Source organism: Croceitalea marina (assembly GCF_042684265.1).
GTDB classification, from domain to species: Bacteria; Bacteroidota; Bacteroidia; order Flavobacteriales; family Flavobacteriaceae; genus Croceitalea; species Croceitalea marina.
This window is the reverse complement of sequence record NZ_JBHULB010000014.1, coordinates 158,695-181,534: the sequence shown is the minus strand read 5'-3', so window position 1 is coordinate 181,534 and position 22,840 is coordinate 158,695. Positions and strand designations below refer to the sequence as shown.

Here is a 22,840-nt window from a genome sequence, read left to right as displayed (position 1 = left end):
TTTAGTTTTCCGGTTGTAAGTTCGTCCAGAATTTTGAGTTTGAAAGATTCGGAATACCGTCTGATTACTTTGTCATTTTTGTACATAATTGTAAGAATTATGTAGCCTTTATTCAGGACGGGTCAAATTATGCTATTACGGTTTCCAGGGGTTGTGCTACGGGAAAATCAACTGGTACTTCAGTTGTATTGTTGATGTAGTTAGATATGGTTTTATCACCGACCAATACTATAGTGTCTATAAGATTTTCTTTGGTCCAACCAGCTTCAAAGAAGTTTTCCAATACGGCCGTATCAGTGGCTCCTCTATTTTCAGTAATGTTTTTAGCCAACTTTGCCAAGGCGTCCAATTTAACATCAAATGATGCATGACCCGCTCTTAGTTCTAGTATTTGCTCATCGGTAAATCCGTTCATTTTACTAATCGCTGTATGTGCAGAAAGACAATAAACACAGTTATTTACTTCACTTACAGCTAAATTGACCACCTCCTTTTCTTTTGTTTTTAATGATGTTTTCGCGTTTGAAAGGTTAAGGTAGTTCGCTAAGGCATTTTCAGAATGCGCATAGGTAGCAAATAAGTTGGGTACAAACCCAACCGCTTTTTCTAGGTTGTCAAAAATGTCTTGATTATTTCGTGTTACTTCTTCTCTTTTAGGTACATTAAATGTGCTCATAATACTATTTATTTAAATTGTTCTACAAATGGTTTTTCGGCATCACAATAAAAATCGTGATGATGTTTTTGTTCACAATGCGCTTCATTTGAAACGATTTGTATTGCAGCTCTTTTTGAGCTTCTAAATATTTCAATTAGATTGAAAATCGATTTCTGTGCTATATTCATCGCTATTGATTTTTAATTACACAGCAAAGATGTAGCAAATGAAGAGGTAGGTGTTAGCAGGTATTTCCCGACTGCTTGCCCAAATTTCCCTTAAGAGCTTATTTCAGCCTTTTCGCGGTATTGAGAGGGAGTCAAAAGTGTCATTTTCTTAAAAAAACGACTAAAATGTGCGGGGTCATTAAACCCCAAATCGTATGCAATCTCTTGATTTTGTTTGTCGGTAAAATGTATAAGCCGTTTAGCCTCTAGCGCCAATCGGTCTAAAATAATCTGTTGTGGAGATTTATGGTTATAGATGGAAAAGAGATTAGAAAGTGTTTTAGGCGATTTAAAAAGCAGTTCTGCATAATCACTAACTTTTCTTTTAGTCTTATAATGAATATCTACTAAATAGTTGAACTTACGAATAACATCGATTTGATCATTATTGAGCTCTTTTACAATAAGCTGTTCTTTAGCAAGGCGAGTACTCATAATAATAAGTCTTTTAAGCATCATCTGAAGCATATCGCCCTGTATCTTATCTGGTGTTGAAAATTCTTCTACAAAAATCTCATACAGGGCATCAAATCTTTTTTGTTGTTCTTCAGGAATGGAGATGATGGGTAGGTCTTGAGTTCCAAAGAACAAGATGCCATTACAAGAAACTTCGGCGTCATGATCAGATATACAGTAAAATTCTCTATTGAATAAAAAAGCGGTAATAGGTAGTTCAGATTGTGAAAAGGAAATATGCTGTAAATAAGTAGTTGTCACAATCTGATTCGGCAATAGCTCAAAACTTATAGCATCTACTTGAAGTTGAACCGCTTCCTCATTTCTATTCCAAAGTAACTTAATAGTATTTTCGGTCGAAGAAAATCGCTTTTCATTGTTTTTTATATCATCGGTCAAACCTAGTATAGCATCCAATTTATTTTCCCTAAACTCCAGTTTCATAGTTGATTTTCTCTTTGAATTACCTCTTTAGTCCATTTTTTCTGTTGATTCTTACAGCAGGTTTATGCCTATTTACAGGCCAAAAATTGAACAGAAACGTTAATCATTGCTTTAAATTTTAACAAGTTTCCAAGTTTTCATAGTATTGGGCATGCAAGAGATACAACATTACGACAGAGCGGCGCATGATTTTTATCAAAAACAGACTTTTACGGCGCTACCTTTAACTACATGGGATTTGTTTGCCGAGGAATTTAAAACTACCTGCGAAGGATTGAACGACATTACGCAATTCAAAAAGTTAGCCGAGGCGAACAAATGGAAAACTTCTATTTCATTTAAAAATGAAATTTTAGACAAAAACCATGTTGTCGTAGTTACTGATGAGGCTTTGAATATTGTGCATACTTCTCAAAATATTCATAAAATGAATGGGTACACAACGAAAGAGTTGGTTGGCAAAAAGCCAAAACTGTTTCAGGGTGCACTTACTTGTAAAGAAACTTCTCGGAAAATTGGAGAAGCCGTTCAAAATAAAATACCTTTTGAAGCTACTATTCTTAACTATAGAAAAGACGGTTCAACCTATAACTGTTGGATAAAGGGAGCTCCCATTAAAGATGTTAATGGCAAGGTTGTAAACTTCATCGCCTTTGAAAGAGAAGTGGCTTAAACTACTCTATTTCTGTAACCCTTAAGGTATTAACCATACCTTTGGCCTTTATTGGCATTGCAGCAAGACTAACGACCATATCACCTGCAGCCAAAAACCCACGGTCCATAGCAATCTTATTCACATCTTCTATAGTATCATCTGTTGACACAAACTTGTCATAGAAAAACGCTTTAACACCCCAAAGTAAGTTTAACTGGGTCAAAATTCTCCGATTAGAGGTAAAAACCAAAATATGTGCACTAGGTCTCCAGGCTGATATCTGAAAAGCTGTATACCCGCTATTTGTTAATGTAGAAATAGCTTCTGCCTGAATTTCATTGGCCATTAATGAAGCGTGATAACAAATAGATTTTGTAATATACCTTTTTGTTCTAATGTGCGGAGGACTCTGTGGTACAGATATTAAATCAGATGCTTCAACACTCTTTAAAATACTAGTCATTTTCTCAATAACTTGCACTGGATAATTGCCTACTGAAGTTTCCCCTGAGAGCATAACCGCATCAGCGCCATCCATGACCGAGTTGGCAACATCGTTCACCTCGGCTCTGGTAGGGGTTAAACTGGTAATCATAGTTTCCATCATCTGGGTTGCTATGATTACGGGTATTCTCGCTCTTTTTGCGGTCAACACCAATTTTTTCTGAATCAATGGTACTTCATGGGCAGGGACCTCAACCCCTAAATCTCCACGGGCTACCATTAAACCATCACAATAGGCAACAATCTTCTCAATATTCTCGACCGCCTCCGGTTTTTCAATCTTGGCAATAATCGGAATTTTATGTTCTGAATGCTCTTTGATAATATTTTGAAGATCAATCAAATCTTGACTAAAACGAACAAAAGACAGCGCTATCCAATCGACCTCTTGAGAGATTGCAAAAATGGCATCTTTTACGTCTTTCTCCGTCAGTGCTGGTAAAGAGATATTGGTATTAGGTAAGTTTACTCCCTTTTTAGATTTTAATGGTCCTCCCTGTATCACTTTGGCTTTAACCTCATCTTTTCCATTGGTGGATACCACTTCGAACATTAGTTTACCATCATCTAGCAAAACCCGCTCCCCCGCCTTTACATCTTTAGGAAAGTTTTCATAGTTCATATACACTCGCTCGGCATTACCTTCAAAGGGCTTGCCGGTAACAAAAGAAATTTCGTCTCCAGGTGCAACTACAACTTCTCCTCCCATTACACCTACGCGTAGTTTTGGACCCTGTAAGTCCGCTAAAATAGAGGTGTGCTTGCCGGTTTCTTCATTCAGTTCTCGAATCATCTTAATGCGTTCGATGACATCATCATAATTCGCATGGGAAAAATTGATGCGAAAAACATCTGCACCGGCTTCCATCATGCTTTTCAAAACCTTTCTGTTGCTCGTAGCAGGCCCTAGGGTTGCTACTATTTTTGTTTTCTTTTTAGTTGGCATTTTTTAGAAAATTAAATTTCTTTTAGACTTTAAAGAAGTAATATCAAGGCTATAGGCAGTGACTACTTTAGGTATCGAATTTATTTTTTTTACGGCTTCCGTTATTACAGCATTATTTTCTGCTTCCACTTTTAAAAAGTAATCAACCTCTCTACGTTCAGCTACAAGGTGAAATGTATTTATCGCTTTTTCATTAGAGAAAAGACCTAAAGATTCACTCTCTTTTTCTTCTGTTACGGTATTGCATACCAGAGTCCAATAATGATCATTTAGCTCATCCTTCCACTCATATATTGGAAAAGTGGCGGAAGACACATCTAGGTCTTTCTCGCATCTGACCAACTTTAGATTTGCAGACTTATTTAAATGATAAGCCATTGCGTAATTTTCTAAACCACAATGCAAAGCAATGAGTTTAAAAGAATCGTCATACAGTTCTGCCGATATCTTGTGCGTTGTTACCATTAAAATTAAGCGAATTGTAAATATAGAACTAAAACATAAATCAGCCTAGTTGTAGTGGAGCTTTACAGGTGGAAAAACCAACGAAAACGTTTGAGTTTGCTCTTTTTTATCCTTTTTAAGGATTATCTATTTTATCTTGCAAGGCAAAATAGGCTCTTTTCGAAGCTTTTTCTTCTGCTTTCTTTTTAGATGTTGCCCTAGCTTTGGCCATAATTTTTTCGCCAATGCTAAGCTTAACCGCAAAATGTTTTAAAGCATCATTACCTGTGTCTTCGTACACATCGTAATTAAAATTTTTTTTCTGCTTTTGACACCATTCTATAACCAAGCTTTTATAGCTTATGACCTTACCTTCCAACTGCTCTATATCAACATAAGGTTCTATTACCCTACTTTGGATAAACTTTTCGCAATAGGTATACCCCTTGTCCAAATAGATGGCCCCGATTAGAGCTTCAAAAACGTTTCCATGAATATTTTCTCCAAAGTGGGATTTTGGAATACGGCTTTCGACAAATTTTAAAAGATTTAGGTCTTTGCCGAGTTCGTTCAGGTGTTTTCTACTAACAATTTTAGAACGCATTTTGGTTAAATAACCTTCGTCACCCTCTGGCACTTCATTATAGAGATGTTTTGAAATTATGGTTCCCAACATGGCGTCTCCTAAGAACTCCAACCTTTCATAATTCATCGGATTTCCATCGTCATCTCTTTTATTTACCGATCTATGGAGAAATGCTTTTTTGTAAAATCCGATATTTTTAGGTGCAAATCCTAAAATTGCTTTCATTCCCAAAAAAAAATCCCCATCCGTATTCGGATGGGAATTAAATATTTTGGAATAAAATTTCATACGTATTATTAACTCAGTTTTTTGAACAAAACACAAGCATTGTGTCCACCAAAACCAAAAGTATTGCTCATAGCAACATTGACCTCTCTCTCTTGAGCTTTGTTGAGCGTTAAGTTTAATGAGGGGTCTATATTTTCATCGACAGTCGTATGGTTTATCGTTGGTGGCACTAAACTGTGTTTCATAGCCAAAATAGAGGCTATGGCCTCAATGGCTCCGGCAGCACCTAATAGATGCCCGGTCATAGACTTTGTAGAATTAATATTTATGCTCGGTGCATGAGAACCAAAAACCTTCGAAATAGCTTTTAATTCGGCAACATCACCTAAAGGTGTGGAGGTGCCATGGGTATTAATTGCATCTACATCCTCTGGTTTTAAACCTGCATTTTCCAAACAGTTTTCCATTACTTTAACTACTCCTATACCCTCTGGGTGTGGAGCGGTCATATGGTAGGCATCACTTGAGAGGCCTCCGCCTAAAACTTCGGCGTAAATTTTTGCGCCTCTTGCTTTGGCATGTTCATATTCTTCAAGAATCAAGGCACCTGCTCCTTCTCCCAATACAAAGCCATCTCTGGTTGCATCAAAAGGTCTTGAGGCCGTTTCTGGGCTCTCATTTCTTGTTGATAAAGCATGCATCGCATTAAACCCACCCATACCGGCAATGGTTACAGCGGCTTCACTACCACCTGTTACCACTACGTTACAATGCCCTAGACGTATATAGTTTAAAGCATCTATCATCGCATTTGCAGATGAGGCACATGCCGAAACCGTGGTATAATTTGGCCCCATGAAGCCATGTTTTATTGAAATATTACCTGGGGCAATATCCGCAATCATTTTTGGTATAAAGAAGGGGTTGAATCTTGGTGTACCATCACCAGCGGCAAAATTCATCACCTCATTTTGAAAGGTTTCCAGTCCGCCGATTCCTGCGCCCCATACAACACCGACCTTAAACTTATCGACCTTGTCCAAATCTAGACCAGAGTCTGCAATAGCCTCATCTGAAGAAACCAATGCATATTGCGCAAAACGGTCTAGCTTTCTAGCTTCCTTTCTATCAAAAAAGTTTAATGGGTCGTAATCTTTAAGTTCGCAGGCAAATTTTGTTTTGAACTTTTCCGTATCGTAATACGTTATAGGGGCCGAACCGCTTTTTCCGCTTATTAATCCGTCCCAATAGGTTTGTATATTGTTTCCGATGGGTGTTAATGCCCCTAATCCGGTAACGACAACTCGCTTTAATTCCATAGAACTAACTTTTTTTTAACCTATTTCGCCTTAAATTAAAAAAAATTATCCATGTGGGTATTACCACATGGATAATTTACAATCTTTAGTAAGATATCATAAAATTACTTAGCTTCTTCTATATAGCTTATTGCTTGACCAACGGTTGCAATGTTCTCCGCTTGATCATCTGGAATCTGAATATCGAATTCTTTTTCGAATTCCATAATAAGCTCCACAGTGTCCAATGAATCTGCACCTAAATCGTTGGTAAAACTTGCTTCAGGTACCACCTCATTTTCATCAACTCCTAATTTATCAACGATGATAGCTTTTACTCTTGATGCAATGTCTGACATAATTATATTGGTTTTAAAAAATTTAATCTGGGCAAAAATATAAAACTTTGGATTAAATACCTCATTTGTCGATAAAATGTGCCTTAAATTACAGATTTTAAGTTCAACAAACTTAATTTAGCGTTTGTTTTAAGCGCTGACCTTAACCCGTTATGAACTAGATGAAACGCATTATACTACTCGCCTCTGGATCAGGATCTAATGTTGAAAATATCATAACATATTTCGGCAAACATGAACAGGTAGCTGTTTCGGCCGTACTTACCAATAAAAACACGGCCTATGTTTTGGAGCGTTGTAAAAAACTAAAGGTACCTGCGCTTTATTTTAACAAAACTGCTTTTTTAGATACTTCTGTTGTTTTTGATTTTTTGATAGCACAAAACCCAGATTTAATCGTTTTGGCCGGTTTTCTATGGAAAATACCCCAAGAACTGGTTACGGCCTTCCCAAATAAGATTGTAAACATACATCCGGCGTTGCTACCTAAATATGGTGGAAAAGGAATGTACGGTACTAAAGTTCATGAGGCAGTAAAAGAAAATGGTGAGACCGAAACCGGAATTACCATTCATTATGTAAACGAGAATTATGACGAAGGAGGCATTATTCACCAAGCCAAAACAAATATATCTCCTCATGATACTCCAGAACAGATAGCTGAAAAAGTACATGCCTTGGAATATGAGCATTTTCCGAAGGTTTTAGAAAATATACTGCTTAAAAATGGCTAAAAAACAAAAGTTTTACGTGGTTTGGAAAGGAAAGCACCCCGGTATATTCGAATCTTGGGATGATTGTAAAGCACAGATAACCGGAATAAAAGGGGCGGAGTATAAATCTTTCTCCACATTTGCCGAAGCTAAGAAAGCTTTTAACGGAAACTACTTGGAATATAAAGGAACAAAAAAAGGGAAGCCCTCGCTTACACCCGAAGAATTATTAAAAATTGGAGAACCTAATATGCATTCTATTGCAGTGGACGCTGCTTCAAGTGGAAACCCTGGTGTAATGGAATATCAGGGTGTAGATACCAAAACCAAAAAAAAATTGTTCAAGCAAGGCCCTTTTAAAGAAGGTACCAATAATATAGGTGAGTTTCTTGCTCTGGTACATGGTCTCGCTTTTCTCAAAGAGCAAAAAAGTGACCGTATTATCTACACCGATTCTCGTATTGCTATGGGTTGGGTAAGAAAAAAAGCTTGTAAGACCAAGCTAAAACCCAACGCAAAAAATAAAACGGTTTTTGAACTTGTGGCCCGCGCGGAAAAGTGGTTGAAAACAAATTCTTACAATACACCTATCGTTAAATGGGAAACAAAAGCATGGGGTGAAATACCTGCTGATTTTGGAAGGAAATAGTTCTAGAAAATCGCCATATATTTGCAGCAAAATTCAAATTGAATGGGCAAACTTTTGATTGTGGGTTCCCTAGCCTTCGATGCCATTGAATCTCCTTTTGGGAAAACAGATAAAATACTAGGTGGTGCCGCGACTTTTATCGGCCTTGCGGCCTCAAAATTTGATGTCGATGCCGCTATCGTTTCTGTAGTCGGTGACGATTTTCCTCAAAAATACTTTGACTTACTTACTTCAAGAAACATAGACCTTTCAGGCGTAGAAGTCGTAAAAGGGGGTAAAACCTTCTTTTGGAGTGGTAAGTATCATAATGACATGAATACCCGTGATACACTGATTACGGAGCTAAACACCTTAGCGGACTTTAATCCTATAGTTCCTGAAAATTACAAAGATGCCGCTGTGGTTATGTTGGGCAACTTACACCCAAGTGTTCAGCTTAGTGTAATCAATCAAATGAAAAAGCGACCAAAGCTTATCATTTTAGACACCATGAATTTTTGGATGGACAATACTCTGGATGAACTGTTGGCCGTTATAAAAGAAATCGATGTTATTACCATAAATGACGAGGAAGCTAGGCAATTAACTGGAGAATACTCCTTAGTTAAGGCGGCAGAGAAAATACATACAATGGGCCCCAAATATGTTGTTATTAAAAAAGGAGAGCACGGCGCCTTATTGTTTCATGACCAGCATATCTTTTTTGCACCTGCTTTACCCTTAGAAGAAGTATTTGATCCTACTGGGGCAGGTGATACTTTTGCCGGTGGTTTTGCCGGTTATTTAGCAGCAACGGAGAATATTTCGTTTGAGAATATGAAAAACGCCGTAATACACGGTTCAAATCTGGCTTCTTTTAGTGTAGAGAAGTTTGGGACCGAGCGTATGCAGGCTTTAGATAAAACAGAAGTCGATAGTAGATTGCATCAATTTAAAGCATTGACACAATTTAATATTGAATTACAATAACCCACGCCCTGAACAATCGGGGCTTTTTTATTTTATGGAAACATGAGTGATGCCATTAAACACGAATGTGGAATTTCTTTAATTCGATTGTTAAAACCCCTCGAATACTACAAAGAAAAATACGGTACGGCTTTTTACGGCGTAAATAAAATGTACCTGATGATGGAAAAGCAGCACAACCGAGGCCAAGACGGAGCTGGTTTTGCAAGCATTAAACTAGATATGAACCCAGGGGAGCGCTATATGAGCCGGGTAAGGTCTATAGAGCAACAGCCTATTCAAGATATTTTCAAGCAGATTAACGGTAGAATAAATGCTGCAATTACAGAAGATTCTTCGCTAGCGACAGATGTTGCCCGTCAGAAAAAAGAAATCCCATACATAGGTGAGCTTTTATTGGGCCATGTTCGCTACGGCACTTTTGGAAAAAATAGTATTGAAAGCGTGCACCCGTTTTTAAGGCAGAACAATTGGATGCACCGTAATCTGATTGTAGCCGGTAATTTTAATATGACCAATGTTGATGAACTCTTTGGGAATTTGGTGGAATTGGGTCAGCACCCAAAAGAAATGGCGGATACCGTAACCGTTATGGAAAAAATAGGTCACTTTTTAGATGATGCCGTTGCCAAAATATACAAGCAAATAAAAAAAGAAGGCTATAATAAAAGAGAAGCTTCTCCATTAATTGCTGAACGTTTAAAATTGGCCAAGGTACTGCGCAAAGCAGCAAAAAACTGGGATGGCGGTTATGCAATGGGCGGATTGGTCGGTCATGGCGATGCATTTATGCTGCGTGACCCGGCAGGGATACGGCCAAGTTACTACTATAAAGACGATGAAGTTGTTGTTGTCGCATCAGAAAGACCTGCTATACAGACCGTATTTAATGTAAAGTATGATGATGTAAAGGAATTGGACCCAGGTCACGCCATTATTATCAAAAAAAGTGGCGCCGTGTCTTTTGAAGAGATTCTTACCCCTACAGAACGTAAGGCATGTTCCTTTGAGCGTATCTATTTTTCTAGAGGAAGCGATAAAGAGATTTATCAAGAAAGAAAAGAGCTAGGAAAATTGGTTTTTCCTCAAATTCTAAAAGCGGTAAAGAACGATATACAAAATACCGTCTTTTCATATATCCCGAATACCGCCGAAACTTCCTTTTTCGGTATGGTGAAAGAAGCCCAGAATTATTTAAACCGAAAAAAAGAAGAGCAGATTTTAAATATTGGTGCCAGTATAACTAAAGAGCAACTACATGAAATTCTAGAAGTTCGCCCAAGAATTGAAAAAGTGGCTATTAAAGATGCAAAGCTAAGAACCTTTATTACTCAAGATAGTAGCAGAGATGATTTGGTCGAGCATGTATATGACATTTCCTACGGGTCTGTAAACAAAAATGATAATCTGGTTATCATAGATGATAGTATCGTGAGGGGAACAACCTTGAAAAAGAGTATTCTAAGAATGCTGGATCGATTATCTCCAAAGAAAATTATCGTGGTGTCATCGGCACCTCAAATTCGCTACCCTGATTGTTATGGTATTGACATGGCAAAATTGGAAGACTTTATAGCCTTTAAAGCAGCCTTGGCTTTGCACAAAGAAAGGGGAACTATGAATTTAATTGAAGACATCTACAAAAAGTGCTTGACCCAAGTAAACTCTAAAGATAAAGATGTGGTAAATTATGTGCAGGAGGTCTACAATCCTTTTTCACCAGAAGAGATTTCTAAAAAAATAGGAGAGCTTTTAAGTTCTGAGGCGATTAACGCAGAAGTTGAAATTATTTATCAGACTATTGAAAACCTGCACACCGCCTGTCCTAAAAATCTAGGTGACTGGTATTTTACCGGAAACTATCCTACCCCTGGCGGAAATCGTGTGGTAAATCGAGCTTTTATCAACTTTTTTGAAGGGAAAAACGAACGTGCCTATTAGTTTTTACACTTTGTCCTATAGTTTGTGTAATTCATCGATGAAAACAACAATTCACCGTCTTTTTAGTCGGTTTGGAACAGGCAAAAAGTAAATTAGTACTTGCCATAGCATAAGTAGGTTAAGTTCATGGTAAGATTTGGGGCAAAAAAGGTGGAGACTTCTCCGCCTTTTTTATTTATACTACTTTCATTCTAAACCACTGTACTCTTTTTCTTCAGCTTTTATACTACATATATTCAAGTAGGTATTTCAACGCAATAGTAAGGGTTCTTATCTAAAACCTTTTGTATACGCAACACGCTATCATACATTTGAAGAACCATAGCATAAGTAGGTTAAGTTCATGGTAAGATTTGGGGCAAAAAAGGTGGAGATTTCTCCGCCTTTTTTATTTGTGTTATTTTGCCCTTAGTACAATGTAGTTCTTTTCTTTCGCCTTTATAATCTGTTTATTTCTGTTACGTATTTCAACCGAATAATTGGGGGCTTGTCCAAAACCTTTTATTCCCCATGGGCAATACAATACATTTGTAGAACCATAGCATAAGTAGGTTAAGTTCATGGTAAGATTTGGGGAAAGAAGGCGGAGATATCTCCGCCTTCTTTATATTTGAACATCAATGTTTTATCTTCTCTTTACTCGAAAGAACAGTCCTTTACTTTATTTTTAAAATCAAAAAAGTGTTAAATATCCTTTGTTATTTCTCACAATACCAGTAATTTAGTTTCGCCATAGCATAAGTAGGTTAAGTTTATGGTAAGATTTGGGACGAAAAGGGTGGAGACTTCTCCGCCCTTTTCTATTATGCCAATTTGAGGAAACTCCATAAAAAAAGCGTGACTTAGAAAGACACGCTTTTTTTTAATTAGAAAACTTATTTCTTTTACTTGTTCGCCGAGTATAGCTCAGCCACTTTATCCCAGTTGATTACATTAAAAAAAGCAGATACATAATCCGGCCTTCTATTCTGGTAATTTAAGTAGTAAGCGTGCTCCCAAACATCTAATCCTAATATTGGATGTCCTCCACAACCAACACCTGGCATCAAAGGGTTGTCTTGATTTGGAGTAGAACATACCTCTAACTTGCCCCCTTGGTGTACACAAAGCCAAGCCCATCCAGAACCAAAACGTGTTCCTGCAGCTGCACTGAATTTTTCTTTAAAGGCATCAAAAGAACCAAAAGCATCATCTATTGCACTTGCCAATTCTCCTGAAGGATTTCCTCCTCCGTTAGGGGACATCACACTCCAAAAAAGAGAATGGTTGTAAAATCCTCCTCCATTATTTCTAACTGCTCCGTTAGACATATCTAAATCAGAAAGAATATCATCTATTGATTTTCCTTCAAGCTCAGTTCCTGAAATCGCAGCATTTAATTTTGTAGTGTATCCGTTATGGTGTTTCCCATGGTGTATTTCCATAGTACGGGCATCGATATGTGGTTCTAAAGCGTCATGCGAATATGGTAAACTCGGTAGTTCAAAAGGCATAATTGTTTGTTTTTAAGTTATTACTATTGTCTTTCAAAAGTACGGGTTTTAACATAAAAATTCATCCAATTTTATGTTAAGAACACTATAAGAATGTGTAATTTGCAAGCAAAACACTTGCTCACAAACGCCTTTAAAATATATAGTGCTTCTGCTGGTTCGGGTAAGACCTACCAACTTACCAAGGCGTATCTCAAACTTATTCTAGCGCCTCTTTCAAAACAAAAATACCGTGAGTTACTGGCAATTACCTTTACCAATAAGGCAGTGGCCGAAATGAAAGAACGAATTTTAGAAAGTCTCTATGCATTTAGTCAAGAAAAAGTGCCTGAAAACAAAATTGCGCTCTTTAACGATATGCTTAACAGCCTTAATGTGGCTCCTGTAGAATTGCGCTCAAAGTCAAAACAGGTTTTAAAAGAACTACTGCACAATTACGCCTTCTTTGAAGTATCTACAATTGATAAATTCACTCATAAAATTATTCGCACTTTCGCAAGGGACCTAAAAATTTCACAGGGTTTCGATGTTGTTCTTGACACTGACGCACTGCTTGAAGAAGCAGTTGGCAAACTGCTAAATCGGGCAGGTGAAGACCAGGAACTTACTCAGGTGTTACTAGACTTTTCATTAGAAAAAATTGAAGATGACAAAAGCTGGAATATTACCTATGACCTTTTCGAATTTGGAAAGTTACTTTTTCAAGAAAATCATAATTACCATTTAAAAGCCATTGCTAATAAAACCATAAAAGATTTTACCCATTTACAAAAAACCATTAGAAATGAGACTAAAGCCTCTGAACAGACCATAAAAAAATATGCTGAAGAAATTTTGGAACTTATTAATGCCAACCAGTTTGAGTTTACAGATTTTACGAGGTCTTCTTTTCCAAAATTCATAAAAGGATTGGCAGATGGCAACTTTAAAGTAGATTTTACCGCAAATTGGAAACAAAATTTCGATTCGGTCAAGCTTTACAATAAAACTTGCCCAGAGACCATAAAAGCAAAATTAGATAGCCTTCATCCTCAATTTTCAATTCTTTTCGCAAACATAAAAGAACAGGTTCATCGGTCAAGTTTTTTGAAAAATTGCTATAACAATATTGTGCCCTTAACTGTCTTGAATGAAATTTCTAAAGAAGTAAGAACGCTGCAAAAAGAAAAAGACATTTTGCCTATTTCTGAATTCAACACCATAATTTCAGAGGAGATAAAAAATCAGCCTGTACCTTTTATCTATGAAAGACTAGGAGAAAAATACCGCCATTATTTTATAGATGAGTTTCAAGATACTTCTCAAATGCAATGGCAAAACCTTATACCTTTAATTGGCAATGCGGTAGAAAGTGAAAATGAACGTGGAGAAAAAGGATCTTTACTTCTAGTAGGCGATGCCAAACAGGCAATATATAGGTGGAGAGGTGGAAGGGCCGAACAATTTTTGAATCTTCTAAGTTTAAAAACAAATCCGTTTGTTCTCGAACCAAAAGTTGAGAGCCTTGACACCAATTGGCGCAGTCTAGAAGAGATTATTGCTTTTAATAACAGTTTCTTCAACTTCGCCGCAAGCAAACTGAACAATTCAGATTATAAAAAATTATTTGAAGATGGAAACCGCCAAAAGACCAATTCAAAAAATGGCGGCTATGTAGAAATTGATTTTGTAAAACAAGATGTATCCATAGAAAATGATTCCTATTGTGAAAAGACATTAGAGCTTCTAAAAAAAGTTTTGAGCAATGGCTTTCAGTTAAAGGATATTTGCATTTTAGTGCGAGACAACAAAAAAGGGACTCTGCTTGCTGACTTTTTGACCGAGCAAGATATTCCCGTAATCTCTCCAGATTCATTACTATTGGCCAATAATAGTGAAGTCTCGTTTTTAGTATCGCTGCTGCAGTTCATTGAAAATTTTGAAAACAAAGAAGCGGTGTATGCGATGCTAGTATATTTATTTAAAGATGAAGGCAACGAGCATGATTTTATAATTCAACACCTTTTATCCTTTAAATCGTTCTTGAAAGAAGCGTATGGTTTTGACGTTGAGCTTGTAAAAACATTATCAAGCTATAATTTGTTGGAACTGGCGATTACCCATTTTCAACTGGCAGGAAATTCAGATGCGCACTTGACGCAATTTATGGATGAGGTTTTTGACTTTTCTCAAAAAGAAGATTCAAGTATTTTCTCTTTTCTTCATTTTTGGAGCCGCAAAAAAGAAAAGCTCAGTGTAAAAGCCCCCGAGAGTCTTAACGCCGTTCAAATAATGACGGTACATAAGGCCAAAGGCTTGGAGTTTCCAGTGGTGATCTTTCCTTATGCAGATGCAAAACTAATTGATCATAGAAGCAAAAAACTTTGGCTTCCTGTAGATGCCGCAACTTATGAAGGTTTTAACGAGTTGCTTATCAATTCAAATAAAGATTTAGTTAATTACGGTGATACCGCTGCTAAAATTTATAATGATGAACTTCAAAAATCTGAGTTAGATTCATTTAATGTGCTTTATGTGGCCTTGACCAGAGCTAAAAATGCCTTGTTCATAATCTCATCAGAAGAAAATACAGGCAATACCTATGCTGAATTGTTTATTGATTATCTAAAAGAACTTCATCTTTGGAGTTCTGAAAGATTGAATTATAGTTTTGGTGATTTTACAGAAAATAAAATAGCTTCCTATATTCAAGAGAAAGAACAAAGTATACCTTATATATATAGCCAAAAAAACAACTCAAACTTCAGCATAGTCGCTAAGGCCAATATGCTTTGGGATACGGAAAGGCTAGAAGCCATACAGACAGGCAATCTTATACACAAGGCCTTGTCAAAAGTTATTTTTTATAATGATGTCGAAACGGCAATTACAACACTTATAACTGATGGAGATATTACGGCTTCTAATGCGCATCAACTAAAAGAAATTTTAAAACAAGTCATTTTTCACCCACAACTAAGCTCTTATTTCAAGGATAATCTGATAGTGTATAATGAAATAGAACTGTTAACTCCAGAAGGTCAACTATTGCGCCCGGATAGATTAGTTGTAGCTGACCAACATATTTCAATAATAGATTATAAAACGGGAAGCGCCAATGAAACACATAAAAGTCAATTGTTAGAATATGCTAGTGTTTTAGGAAGGATGGATTATGTTGTCGAAGACATGATTCTCGTTTATATCAATGAAACAGTGAAGCCAATTTTTATATAAATTAATACCCATGTACGGAAAAATAAAAGAACATCTTCAGAAAGAACTAAAAGAAATAGAAGAAGCAGGATTATACAAAAAGGAGCGTATTATTACATCGCCCCAAGGGGCAGTAATCAAAATCTCAACGGGAGAAGAGGTTATCAATTTTTGCGCAAATAATTATTTAGGGCTATCATCACACCCAGAAGTTGTGCAAGCAGCTAAAGACACTTTGGATACCCACGGATTCGGAATGTCTTCAGTAAGGTTTATTTGCGGAACTCAGGATATCCACAAAGAGCTTGAACAAAAAATAGCCGAGTTTTACGGCACTGAGGATACCATTTTATATGCCGCTGCTTTTGATGCTAACGGAGGGGTTTTTGAACCGTTGCTTACAGCAGAAGATGCCATTATTTCAGATTCTTTGAATCACGCCTCTATTATAGACGGTGTTCGTTTATGCAAAGCAAAACGCTACCGGTACGCTAATAATGATATGAGGGATTTGGAAAAGCAGCTCCAACAGGCCAATAACGATAACGCTCGATTTAAGATTATTGTTACTGATGGTGTCTTCTCCATGGATGGGCTACTGGCCCCATTAGATGAAATCAGTGTTTTAGCAGAAAAATATGATGCCATGATACTTATCGACGAATGCCATTCCGCTGGTTTCATTGGAGAAACAGGTAGGGGCACACTGGAAGAAAAAGGAGTATTGGACAAAATAGACATCATAACCGGAACCTTAGGGAAAGCTCTTGGTGGAGCTATGGGCGGATATACCACTGGCAAAAAAGAAATTATTGAAATCCTAAGACAACGCTCAAGACCCTACTTATTTTCAAATTCTTTGGCTCCGGCAATCGTAGGGGCTTCAATAAAGGTCTTTGACATGCTCAAAAATGATACATCACTTCGTGACAAACTTGAAAAAAACACGGCATATTTCAAAAACGGCATGAAAAAAGCTGGTTTTGATATCATTGATGGCGACTCTGCTATAGTTCCTGTCATGTTATACGATGCAAAACTATCACAACAAATGGCCGATAAACTTCTTGAAAAAGGAATTTATGTCATCGGTTTCTTTTACCCTGTTGTACCCAAAGGCAAAGCGAGAATCAGGGTTCAACTCTCCGCTGCCCATGAAAAAGAACATCTTGATCATGCCATAAAAGCATTTATCGAAGTGGGTAAAGAGTTAAACATCGTTTAACGGTATGGTTTTTTCTATGTAATACGTTAAAAAAAATAAGTAATTGATTTTGTTAATAGTTCTTAACAACTTACATTTGCAGCTAATAAACACTTAAACTTAAAATTTTGAGCATGAAACATCTTAGCAAATTTTTAGTTGTTGCCTTACTATTTGTAGGAGTAAACAACCTACAAGCGCAAGACGAGAATAATCCATGGCAGGTTAGTTTTGGAGTAAATGCAATTGACACCTATCCGGCAAGTGCAAGCCAACTTTCTGAAGCCTTGGGCCAAACAAGTTCTTTCGGCAACCAATTCTTCAATGTGAATGACCACTGGAATATTTTGCCTTCTGTATCTTATGTATCTGTGTCTAGATATATTGGTGATGGATTTTCTATTGGAGCTAGAGGTTCTTTGAACAGAATAGATCAATTAGGAGATGTAAGTGTCGATGATTTATCTCATTATGCTATCGATGGAACTATCAAATATAACATACTTAAGAACACCAAATTAGATCCTTTTGTTGAAATCGGAGGTGGTTATACTTGGGTTGATGAAATAGGAGCTGGTACCGTAAATGGTGGCCTAGGCTTAAATTATTGGTTCACAGATAATCTTGGTGTAACTGTTCAATCTTCATATAAGCATGCTTTTGAAGATTACGGAGTAACTCATCTTCAACATTTAGCTGGTCTTAATATCCGTTTTGGTGGAACAGACACTGACGGTGACGGTATCTATGACAAAGACGATGCTTGCCCAGAAGTTGCTGGTCTTGAAGCATTTAATGGTTGTCCTGATTCTGACGGAGATGGAATAGAAGATGGTAAAGATAGCTGCCCTAATGCAGCTGGTTCTAAAGAAATGAACGGTTGCCCTGATTCCGACGGAGATGGTATTGCTGATAAAGATGATGCTTGTCCTAATGAAGCTGGTATTGCCGCTTTAGCTGGTTGTCCTGATGCTGATGGTGATGGCGTAGCTGATAAAGATGATGCTTGTCCTAGTGAAGCTGGCCCTGCTGAAAACAAAGGTTGTCCTTGGCCAGATGGTGATGGTGATGGCGTTCTTGATAAAGATGACCAATGTCCTCAAGTTGCTGGTACTGTAGCTAATAATGGTTGCCCAGAAGTAACTGAAGAAGTACAGAAGCAGTTGAATGATTACGCTAGAACTATATTGTTTGATACTGGTAAAGCATCTATAAAAGCTGAATCTACTTCAGTAATGGTAGATATCATTCAAATTTTGAGTGAGTATCCTAACGCTAAATTTACAGTTGAAGGTCATACTGATAGTGTTGGTAGCGCTAAGCTAAACCAGTCTTTATCTGAAAAACGTGCTAATTCAGTTCGTGATTTCTTAATCGATAAAGGAATTGGATCAGATAGATTAACTGCAATTGGATACGGAGAAGACAAGCCAATCGCAACAAACAACACTAGAGCTGGTAGAACTCAGAACAGAAGAGTTGAAATCAACTTAGTGAAATAAGTTTAAGACAAATATTTATAAAAAGCCTCAGCAATTGCTGAGGCTTTTTTATTTTTAAGAAATGCAAAGCTTCCTTGAAAATGTTCTTTTTCAATTAAACAAAGATGGTGATAGGTTAGAAGAATTAACCTATATCGTGCCTAGTAAAAGGGCAGTTATATTCTTAAATAAACACTTATCCTCTTATTTAAATACTCCTGTATTCGCACCTAAGATTTATAGCATAGAAGAATTTATAGCTGAAATAGCAGGTTTAGAATATGCAACCAATACTGAATTACTCTTTGAGCTTTATTCATCCTATTCAAAGGTTGCCCTGGAAGAAAAAGATGATTTCAGTTCTTTTCTCAAATGGGGGCAAACACTGCTTCAAGACTTTAATGAAATAAATCGATATCTGGTCGACCATAATTCGCTATTTCAATACTTAACATCAATTCAAAAATTAAACAACTGGGGCCTTAGCGCTAAAAAATCTGAACTAATAAGTAATTATTTAGCTTTTTGGAATAGCCTACCTGCAATTTATACGGAGTTTACTCAACACCTTCTTCAGAATAAAAAAGGTTATCAAGGTTTGGTATACCAACAAGCTTCCGCAGCCATTGAAAGCTATCTAAAGTTAAGTCCAAATAAAACATTCGCCTTTATTGGATTTAATGCCCTTAATAACGCCGAATCGAGAATAATTCAAAAATTTCTGGTTGATGGTAGTGCTAAAATATACTTTGACCTTGATGCTTACTTTTTAAAAGATCCTATTCACTCTTCTTCGCATTTTATACGTTATTATAAAAACACATGGCCTTATTTTAAAAGTAATGACCTTCTTGGAATCACTACTAACTATGCCTCTAAAAAGTCAATTCAGATTATTGGTGTGCCAAAATCCGTTCCACAAGCCAAATATGCTGGCAACCTAATAAGCAAGATCTATTCCACTAATCGGAATGATTTAAAAAATGCTGCATTAATTCTAGCAGATGAGAGTTTACTGGAACCCGTTTTAAATTCCATCCCCAATACACTTAAAAAAGTAAATATTACTATGGGGCTCTCCTTACAAAATACAGCCCTCGCAAGCTTTTTTGAAGCACTTTTTGAACTACATATCAATAAAAGTAAAAATGGATTTTTTTACCAAGACTTTCTCAAGTTTTTATCGAATCCATATACCGCAACACTATTTACTGAAGGAGTCATTGATTACTCCAAAAAACTACAAGAAAAGATACACAACAACAACTGGGTCTTCTTGAGCCTAAATCAAATATTAGCTGCGATACCCACACTTCAAAAATTGATTTCCAAGATTTTTATTGACCGTGTTAATGGGCAAGACCTTTTAAAAATTCATCAATATACTATTGAATTGCTAAAAGAAAAAATTAGTGAAAGAAACAGTTTTTATGACTTGGAACAGCTTTATCATTTCTATAGAATAACAAACCAAATTGAAGCCCATTTAGACACCTTTAAATTTGGGATGGACTTAAAGGCCCTTAAGAATCTGTTCTTTGAATTATTAAGTAAAGAAGCCTTAGATTTTAGAGGAGATGCAATGGAAGGTCTACAGATAATGGGAATGCTGGAGAGCCGGGTTTTGGACTTTGAAACCGTAATTATAACCTCGGTCAATGAAGGTATACTACCATCAGGTAAAAGTAATAACTCTTTTATTCCGTATGATGTGAAACAAGAGTTCGGCCTACCAACTTATAAAGAAAAAGATGCCATTTATACCTATCATTTTTATCGTATTCTACAGAGAGCGAAAAACGTATATCTTATTTACAATACGGAACCTGATGTTCTAGAAGGTGGTGAAAAAAGTAGATTTATCAATCAACTTTTAACAGATGAAAACATAAACAAATTTATTACCCACAGTATTGCCTCTTCAAAGGTAAAATCGAATATACCCAGAGAAGTGGTTATAAATAAATCTCCAATGCTACTAGAGGAGTTACAGGTACTTGCCGCCAAAGGGTTTTCACCTACATCACTGACCAACTACATCAGAAACCCGATTGAATTCTATCGAAATAATATCCTCAAAATAGATACTCTTAATGAAGTAGAGGAAAGTATAGCGCTTAATACTTTCGGTACTATTATACACGATGCCCTAGAAGATCTGTATTCAAACTTTGTTACTCAAAGACTGACACAAGACATGCTTTTAGATGCAAAGCAAAAAGTGCCATCAGTTGTTCAGCGTCATTTTAACAAAAGTCATTCAGAGGCTGATTTGACCAAAGGAAAAAACCTTATTATCTATAACGTCATCATAAAATATGTTGCAGATTTTATTGCATACGAAATAGAACAACTGAAAAAACATCAAATAAGATTATTGGGCGTTGAACTGAATCTTAGGTTGGAATTGAACATCCCAGAATTGGCCTTTCCGGTAGTTCTAAAAGGTAAAATAGATCGGATTGATGAAATAGATGGCCAACTAAGAATACTTGATTATAAAACAGGTACTGTCAACCCCAGTGAAGTAGAGCTTATGGAATGGGATAGTATTGTAACAGACAAAAAGTTTAGCAAGGCATTTCAACTATTATGTTACTCACTAATGTATCGTAGAAAAGAAAAGAAAGCCTCGTTTGAAGCTGGCATCATCTCCATAAAAAAAATAAGTGCCGGTGTATTTCGTTTCGCAACTAAATCATCAACAAGAGGCCCTAAAGAGCATACAATAGATTCTGATGTGCTTTCAGTCTTTGAATCACGTTTAAAACAACTTATCCTGGAAATATTTAATCCTGAGGTTCCGTTTACAGAAAAAGAATATTGACTATTTTAAATCGGGCCGAGTTGGTCTAACTTCAATTTTACTAGGTAAGGTTCTTGGATGCATGTTTAATAGGTCGACTACCAATTTTCCAATATCCTCAGGTTGAATTTTCCATGCATCCTTAACAGAAGGTTCGTTATCATTAAAATAAGTTGATACGGAACCAGGCATAATTGTACTCACCTTAATGCCATACTTTCTCAAATCTAACATTACGGCCTGGGTGAAACCTACAACTCCGAACTTTGTTGCATTGTACCCCGCACCCTGGGCAAAAAAATTGGTGCCGGCTAAACTGGCCAGTGTCATATAGTAACCCTCTGTAACTTTTAGAGCCTCAACGGAAGCCTTTAAGGTATGAAAGACGCCTGTTAAATTGGTGTCTATCATTTGTTTCCAGCTATCTTCTTCCATTTGGTCCACCGGAGCAAAATGACCTACCCCTGCATTCGCCAAGACCACATCTAATCTACCCCATTTATCTAAAATAGTGCTTATCACATCTTTTTCGTCGTCTAGAACAGTAACATCTGAACTTAAGGGCAGAACATAGTCTTCATGTTCTAAAGTCTTGGCAGCCGCTATAACCGTCTCTAAATTTCGGCCGCTTATTGCAACTTTCATTCCTTGCTCAAGCAAACTCTTGGCAACACCCAAGCCAATTCCTTTACTACCTCCTGTGATATAGGCAACTTTATCTTTTAACATCTTTAATTCTTTATTACAAAAATAGTATCATACTTCTGAAGAAATGCCTCATTGTGATAGATTAACTTCCTTTTAGTAAAATCTTAAATTGTTAAAAGTCCGGTTTATAATCGGTTGGAGGTCTTTTTCTTTTTAAGTGAATCTTGTATGATAGGAATTACCAAAACCAACATATACACAAAAGCGAATCCGGCCAAACCTAAACAAAGACCTAGAATAAGATTTATTGTAGTATCATTCATATTACTTTGATTGATTGTTGTACTACATTGGACACCAATCACTTAGAAAAGTCACTTTTCTATATATCTTTATCAAAAAAGCCTCCACATCTCTGAAGGCTTATATTTACTAAGTGGAGAATACCGGAGTCGAACCGGTGACCTCTTGCCTGCCAATCAACAGTCTTTCCAAACGGTCTAGCCGTTCGAGTATTAAAAAATTGTCCATTTTGTTTCTTTTTAGGGATGTGAAATGAACAAAAGCGGTTTTGTTTTCCTTCAATATTATTGTTGAATAAATGTATGAAAATAGGCGAATAAAGAAATGGACCATTACAACTAGTTATTCACAAATAACTGATATACAACAAATTAAACCAAATAATACTAAACTAGATAGTGCTAAAGGACCAGTAATTTTATTTGGTTTCGTTTGATACCAAACGAAACCATTCTAAATAAGAGTGTAATCTGTGATTTAGCAGAAAATTGTGGGTTATCAACAATTAAAAATGAAGGAATTAGAAAATAAGGACTTTAAAAAGACGGATTTTAATATCTAGGTTATTTTAATTAAGGTTTGAAATTTTATTAATGCGTGAAGAAAGATTGGTATTTCATTTGAAAGTAATGC

Annotated in this window: 21 protein-coding genes; 9 read left to right on the top strand and 12 right to left on the bottom strand. The window is 36.5% G+C overall.

Features of this window, described 5'->3' with window-relative positions; genetic code table 11:
• Window positions 1-127: 127 nt before the first annotated feature.
• The 3 genes from ACFSQJ_RS11525 to ACFSQJ_RS11515 form a co-directional block, all read right to left on the bottom strand.
• Window positions 128-676, bottom strand: a complete 549-nt coding sequence (locus ACFSQJ_RS11525) for a carboxymuconolactone decarboxylase family protein (protein ID WP_377767099.1) — start codon at window positions 674-676, stop codon at window positions 128-130.
• 8 nt (window positions 677-684) lie between these two features.
• Complete coding sequence (locus ACFSQJ_RS11520; protein WP_377767098.1) at window positions 685-846, bottom strand: hypothetical protein; 162 nt, start codon at window positions 844-846, stop codon at window positions 685-687.
• 90 nt (window positions 847-936) lie between these two features.
• Entirely contained in the window at window positions 937-1,785 is an 849-nt protein-coding gene (locus ACFSQJ_RS11515) for a helix-turn-helix domain-containing protein (RefSeq protein ID WP_377767097.1), read from the bottom strand.
• A 151-nt stretch (window positions 1,786-1,936) separates the two neighbouring features.
• Between ACFSQJ_RS11515 and ACFSQJ_RS11510 the strand changes: the two genes are divergently transcribed.
• Window positions 1,937-2,458: a PAS domain-containing protein gene (locus ACFSQJ_RS11510; protein ID WP_377767096.1), complete on the top strand. Its 522-nt coding sequence runs from the start codon at window positions 1,937-1,939 to the stop codon at window positions 2,456-2,458.
• Window position 2,459: 1 nt separating this feature from the next.
• On the opposite strand, the gene pyk is transcribed toward ACFSQJ_RS11510, so the two are convergent.
• The 5 genes from pyk to ACFSQJ_RS11485 form a co-directional block, all read right to left on the bottom strand.
• On the bottom strand, window positions 2,460-3,890 hold the full coding sequence (gene pyk / locus ACFSQJ_RS11505; RefSeq protein WP_377767095.1) for a pyruvate kinase: 1,431 nt from the start codon (window positions 3,888-3,890) through the stop codon (window positions 2,460-2,462).
• 3 nt (window positions 3,891-3,893) lie between these two features.
• Window positions 3,894-4,355, bottom strand: coding sequence for an IPExxxVDY family protein (locus ACFSQJ_RS11500; protein WP_377767094.1), 462 nt, complete (start codon window positions 4,353-4,355; stop codon window positions 3,894-3,896).
• Window positions 4,356-4,470: 115 nt separating this feature from the next.
• Complete coding sequence (rnc, locus tag ACFSQJ_RS11495; RefSeq protein ID WP_377767093.1) at window positions 4,471-5,208, bottom strand: ribonuclease III; 738 nt, start codon at window positions 5,206-5,208, stop codon at window positions 4,471-4,473.
• An 8-nt stretch (window positions 5,209-5,216) separates the two neighbouring features.
• A complete protein-coding gene (gene fabF, locus ACFSQJ_RS11490) occupies window positions 5,217-6,467 on the bottom strand; it encodes a beta-ketoacyl-ACP synthase II (protein ID WP_377767092.1) in 1,251 nt (416 codons plus the stop codon).
• 104 nt (window positions 6,468-6,571) lie between these two features.
• Complete coding sequence (locus ACFSQJ_RS11485; RefSeq protein ID WP_010519573.1) at window positions 6,572-6,805, bottom strand: acyl carrier protein; 234 nt, start codon at window positions 6,803-6,805, stop codon at window positions 6,572-6,574.
• 161 nt (window positions 6,806-6,966) lie between these two features.
• On the opposite strand from ACFSQJ_RS11485, the gene purN reads away from it, so the two are divergent.
• From purN to ACFSQJ_RS11465, 4 genes are read left to right on the top strand one after another with little or no spacing between them, the layout of a single operon-like run.
• Window positions 6,967-7,539 (top strand): phosphoribosylglycinamide formyltransferase, encoded by a 573-nt coding sequence (gene purN / locus ACFSQJ_RS11480; protein WP_377767091.1) that lies wholly within the window; start codon window positions 6,967-6,969, stop codon window positions 7,537-7,539.
• Window positions 7,532-8,167 (top strand): ribonuclease H1 domain-containing protein, encoded by a 636-nt coding sequence (locus ACFSQJ_RS11475; protein WP_377767090.1) that lies wholly within the window; start codon window positions 7,532-7,534, stop codon window positions 8,165-8,167. The genes purN and ACFSQJ_RS11475 overlap by 8 nt, the downstream gene beginning before the upstream one ends.
• A gap of 42 nt (window positions 8,168-8,209) precedes the next feature.
• On the top strand, window positions 8,210-9,136 hold the full coding sequence (locus ACFSQJ_RS11470) for a PfkB family carbohydrate kinase (RefSeq protein ID WP_377767089.1): 927 nt from the start codon (window positions 8,210-8,212) through the stop codon (window positions 9,134-9,136).
• 42 nt (window positions 9,137-9,178) lie between these two features.
• Window positions 9,179-11,077, top strand: coding sequence for an amidophosphoribosyltransferase (locus ACFSQJ_RS11465; protein ID WP_377767088.1), 1,899 nt, complete (start codon window positions 9,179-9,181; stop codon window positions 11,075-11,077).
• A 397-nt stretch (window positions 11,078-11,474) separates the two neighbouring features.
• Here ACFSQJ_RS11465 and ACFSQJ_RS11460 read toward each other — a convergent pair whose 3' ends face one another.
• Both ACFSQJ_RS11460 and ACFSQJ_RS11455 read right to left on the bottom strand, forming a co-directional pair.
• On the bottom strand, window positions 11,475-11,639 hold the full coding sequence (locus ACFSQJ_RS11460; RefSeq protein WP_377767087.1) for a hypothetical protein: 165 nt from the start codon (window positions 11,637-11,639) through the stop codon (window positions 11,475-11,477).
• Window positions 11,640-11,961: 322 nt separating this feature from the next.
• On the bottom strand, window positions 11,962-12,570 hold the full coding sequence (locus ACFSQJ_RS11455; protein ID WP_377767086.1) for a superoxide dismutase: 609 nt from the start codon (window positions 12,568-12,570) through the stop codon (window positions 11,962-11,964).
• A gap of 93 nt (window positions 12,571-12,663) precedes the next feature.
• Between ACFSQJ_RS11455 and ACFSQJ_RS11450 the strand changes: the two genes are divergently transcribed.
• The 4 genes from ACFSQJ_RS11450 (at window position 12,664) to ACFSQJ_RS11435 (ending at window position 21,277) form a co-directional block, all read left to right on the top strand.
• Window positions 12,664-15,786, top strand: coding sequence for a UvrD-helicase domain-containing protein (locus ACFSQJ_RS11450; protein WP_377767085.1), 3,123 nt, complete (start codon window positions 12,664-12,666; stop codon window positions 15,784-15,786).
• 10 nt (window positions 15,787-15,796) lie between these two features.
• Window positions 15,797-16,990: a glycine C-acetyltransferase gene (gene kbl, locus ACFSQJ_RS11445; RefSeq protein ID WP_377767084.1), complete on the top strand. Its 1,194-nt coding sequence runs from the start codon at window positions 15,797-15,799 to the stop codon at window positions 16,988-16,990.
• A gap of 113 nt (window positions 16,991-17,103) precedes the next feature.
• On the top strand, window positions 17,104-18,471 hold the full coding sequence (locus ACFSQJ_RS11440) for an OmpA family protein (RefSeq protein ID WP_377767083.1): 1,368 nt from the start codon (window positions 17,104-17,106) through the stop codon (window positions 18,469-18,471).
• Between the two features lie 61 nt (window positions 18,472-18,532).
• Entirely contained in the window at window positions 18,533-21,277 is a 2,745-nt protein-coding gene (locus tag ACFSQJ_RS11435; RefSeq protein WP_377767082.1) for a PD-(D/E)XK nuclease family protein, read from the top strand.
• On the opposite strand, the gene ACFSQJ_RS11430 is transcribed toward ACFSQJ_RS11435, so the two are convergent.
• Both ACFSQJ_RS11430 and ACFSQJ_RS11425 read right to left on the bottom strand, forming a co-directional pair.
• Window positions 21,278-21,985, bottom strand: a complete 708-nt coding sequence (locus ACFSQJ_RS11430) for an SDR family oxidoreductase (protein ID WP_377767081.1) — start codon at window positions 21,983-21,985, stop codon at window positions 21,278-21,280.
• A gap of 104 nt (window positions 21,986-22,089) precedes the next feature.
• On the bottom strand, window positions 22,090-22,227 hold the full coding sequence (locus ACFSQJ_RS11425) for a hypothetical protein (RefSeq protein WP_377767080.1): 138 nt from the start codon (window positions 22,225-22,227) through the stop codon (window positions 22,090-22,092).
• Window positions 22,228-22,840 lie beyond the last annotated feature (613 nt).